This is a genomic window from Streptomyces sp. (assembly GCF_031178505.1).
Taxonomy (GTDB): Bacteria; Actinomycetota; Actinomycetes; order Streptomycetales; family Streptomycetaceae; genus Streptomyces; species Streptomyces gulbargensis.
Genome location: NZ_JAPSIW010000776.1, coordinates 1 through 3,231 on the forward strand (window position 1 = coordinate 1; position 3,231 = coordinate 3,231).

Consider the following 3,231-nt stretch of genomic DNA (forward strand, 5'->3'; position numbering starts at 1 on the left):
GGCGAGCCCCGGGGGCGGCGTCCGGGGACGCCGGGGCCTCGCCCGAAGGAGCCCGGGGCACCGGGGCCGGGGAAAGAAGCACGCGCGCGTCCGGGGCAGGGCCGGTCGCCCCGCCCGCGTCCCCCTCACGCGGGGACACGTAACCGCCGATGCTGCCGATCGACGCGGCGGCGCACAGCAGCCGCTGGCGCCGCCGGCATCCCGCCGAGAAGGCGCTGCTCGGCTTCGGGCTCACCCTGTGCGCGGTGTCGCTGCCGCCGTGGCCGGGCGCCGTGCTCGTGGGCGCGGCCACCCTCGCCGTCCTCCTGGGTCCCGCGGGCGTGCCGGGCCGGGCGCTGTGGCGGGCCTTCCGGGTACCGCTCGGCTTCTGCGTCACGGGGGCCGTACCGCTCCTCTTCCAGGTGGGCGGGGGCCAGGGGCTCGTGGCGCTCGCGCCGGACGGCCCGGTCCACGCGGCCGAACTGCTCCTGCGCAGCGCGTCGGCGTCCCTCGGGGTGCTGCTGTTCGCGTTCACGACACCCGTCTCCGACGTCCTGCCCCGGCTGGTGCGGGCCGGGGTGCCGGCGCCGGTCGTGGACGTGGCGCTCGTGATGTACCGGATCGTCTTCCTGCTCCTGGACGCGCTGGCGAAGATCCGTCAGGCGCAGGCCGCCCGCCTCGGGCACACCACCCGGGCGGCGGCCTGGCGTTCGCTGGCCGGGCTCGGCGCGACCGCCTTCGTCCGCGCCTTCGACCGGGCGCACCGGCTCCAGTCGGGACTGGCCGGACGCGGGTACGACGGGACCCTGCGGGTCCTGGTCCCGGCCGCGGCGGTCTCCCGGCCGTTCCTCGCGGCGACGGGCGCGCTCCTGTCCGGGCTCGTCGCCCTCACCCTGGTACTGGAAAGGTTCCTGCCATGACGGTGTCTCCTCCCGTGGTGCAGCTGGTGGGGGCGGGGTTCGCCTACGAGGACGGCCCGGCCGTCCTGTCGGACGTGGACTTCGCGGTCCCGCGGGGGCGCGCCATCGCGCTGCTCGGCCGCAACGGCAGCGGCAAGACGACGCTGCTGCGGCTGCTGAGCGGCGGTCTGCGCTGCGGGAGCGGCGCGCTGCTCCTGGACGGTACGGAGGTGGCGTACGACCGGAAGGGGCTGACCCGGCTGCGGACCACCGTGCAGCTGGTGGTGCAGGACCCGGACGACCAGCTGTTCGCCGCCTCGGTGGCGCAGGACGTGTCGTTCGGGCCCATGAACCTGGGGCTGCCGGAGGAGGAGGTGCGGCTGCGGGTCGCGCGGGCACTCGCGGCGCTGGACATCACGGCGCTCGCGGACCGGCCGACGCACCTGCTGTCGTACGGGCAGCGGAAGCGGGCGGCGATCGCGGGGGCGGTGGCGATGCGGCCCCGTGTCCTGATCATGGACGAGCCGACGGCGGGGCTCGACCCGCACGGCCAGGAACGGCTGCTCGACGCCCTGGAAGGGCTGCGAAGGGCCGGTACGACGGTGGTCATGGCCACGCATGACGTGGACCTGGCGCTGCGCTGGGCGGACGAGGCGGCGGTCCTCTCCCCCGGCGGGCTGCGGACCGGGCCGGTGGACCGGCTGCTCGGGGACCACGACCTCCTGGACGCGGCCCGGCTGCGGCGGCCGTGGGGCACGTCTGTGGGGCGACTGCTGCGGGCGCACGGCCTGCTTCCGGAGGGCGCGCCGGAGCCGCGTACGCCGGAGGAGCTGGACGCCTGGGCGGCCACGCTCGCCCCGGGAGCGGGCACACCGGGAGCCGCCGGCCCTTCCTGAGCGGCTCCCGCTCCGAGGCCCCGGGCGCTCCCGCGCGCCCGGGGCCTTCGCCGTCGTCGCGCGTGTCCCGGCCGGGGAGTAGTGGACATCACGCCCGGATTCTTCTGCAACTAGTTGCAGAACCGCCTCCCACTCGCCTACAACAGAGCACGACGACCGCGCGAGGAGGAGCCCCATGAGCCCGTACCCCCACCTGCTGAGCCCGCTCGACCTGGGGTTCACCACGCTGCCCAACCGCGTGATCATGGGGTCGATGCACGTCGGTCTGGAGGAGGCCGAGCACGGCTTCGAGCGCATGGCCGCCTTCTACGCCGAGCGCGCCCGCGGCGGCGCCGGCCTGATCGTCACCGGTGGCATCGCGCCCAACGAGGCCGGCCGGCCCTGGGACGGCGGGGCCAAGCTCACCACCGCCGAGGAGGTGGCCGAGCACCGGCTGATCACCGGGGCCGTGCACGAGGCCGGGGGCCGCATCGCGATGCAGATCCTCCACTTCGGCCGCTACGCCTACCACCCCGGCCTGGTCGCGCCGAGCGCGATCAAGGCCCCGATCAGCCCCTTCGTACCGAACGAGCTGACCGACGCCGAGGTCGAGCAGACGATCGAGGACTACGTCCGCTGCGCCGAGCTCGCCCGGGAGGCCGGCTACGACGGCGTCGAGGTGATGGGCTCCGAGGGTTACCTGATCAACGAGTTCATCGCCGCCGCCACGAACCGGCGCACCGACCGCTGGGGCGGTTCGTACGAGAACCGCGTCCGGTTCCCGCTGGAGATCGTGCGGCGGATCCGGGAGCGGGTCGGCACGGACTTCATCCTGATCTACCGCCTCTCCATGCTGGACCTGGTGCCCGGCGGCTCCACCCTGGAGGAGGTCGTCCAGCTCGCCAAGGAGATCGAGGCGGCCGGCGCCACCCTCATCAACACCGGCATCGGCTGGCACGAGGCCCGCATCCCCACCATCGCCACCTCGGTGCCGCGCGGCGCCTACACCTGGGTGACGAAGAAGCTGATGGGGACGGTCTCCGTGCCGCTCGTCACCAGCAACCGCATCAACACCCCCGAGGTCGCCGAGGAGATCCTCGCGGAGGGCCGGGCCGACCTGGTCTCGCTCGCCCGCCCGTTCCTCGCGGACCCCGGCTTCGTCGCCAAGGCCGCCGCCGGCCGCGCCGACACCATCAACACCTGCATCGGCTGCAACCAGGCCTGCCTGGACCACACCTTCAGCCTCAAGATCACCTCCTGCCTGGTCAACCCGCGCGCCTGCCACGAGACGGAGCTGGTCCTCTCCCCCACCCGGCGCGCGAAGCGGATCGCGGTCGTCGGCGCGGGCCCCGCCGGGCTCGCCTGCGCGGTCTCCGCCGCCGAGCGCGGCCACTCCGTCACCCTCTTCGACGCCGCCGCCGAGATCGGCGGCCAGCTGAACATCGCCAAGCGCGTGCCGGGCAAGGAGGAGTTCGACG

At 74.7% G+C, this 3,231-nt stretch carries 3 protein-coding genes; all 3 read left to right on the plus strand.

Features of this window, described 5'->3' with window-relative positions; all coding sequences use genetic code 11:
* Window positions 1-149 precede the first annotated feature (149 nt).
* Window positions 150-899, plus strand: coding sequence for a cobalt ECF transporter T component CbiQ (gene cbiQ, locus RIF68_RS32145; RefSeq protein WP_309054792.1), 750 nt, complete (start codon window positions 150-152; stop codon window positions 897-899).
* The gene (locus RIF68_RS32150; protein ID WP_309054793.1) at window positions 896-1,774 is read left to right on the plus strand and encodes an ATP-binding cassette domain-containing protein; all 879 of its coding nucleotides are present in this window, start codon (window positions 896-898) and stop codon (window positions 1,772-1,774) included. Before cbiQ ends, RIF68_RS32150 begins: the two co-directional genes overlap by 4 nt.
* A 175-nt stretch (window positions 1,775-1,949) precedes the next feature.
* The coding region (locus tag RIF68_RS32155) for an FAD-dependent oxidoreductase (RefSeq protein ID WP_309054794.1) at window positions 1,950-3,231 on the plus strand (1,282 nt) is incomplete at its 3' end.

Bases quoted from the DNA above. Each gene is read 5' to 3' on its own strand.
- cbiQ (WP_309054792.1), top strand. From the start codon at position 150: ATGCTGCCGATCGACGCGGCGGCGCACAGCAGCCGCTGGCGCCGCCGG.
- RIF68_RS32150 (WP_309054793.1), top strand. From the start codon at position 896: ATGACGGTGTCTCCTCCCGTGGTGCAGCTGGTGGGGGCGGGGTTCGCC.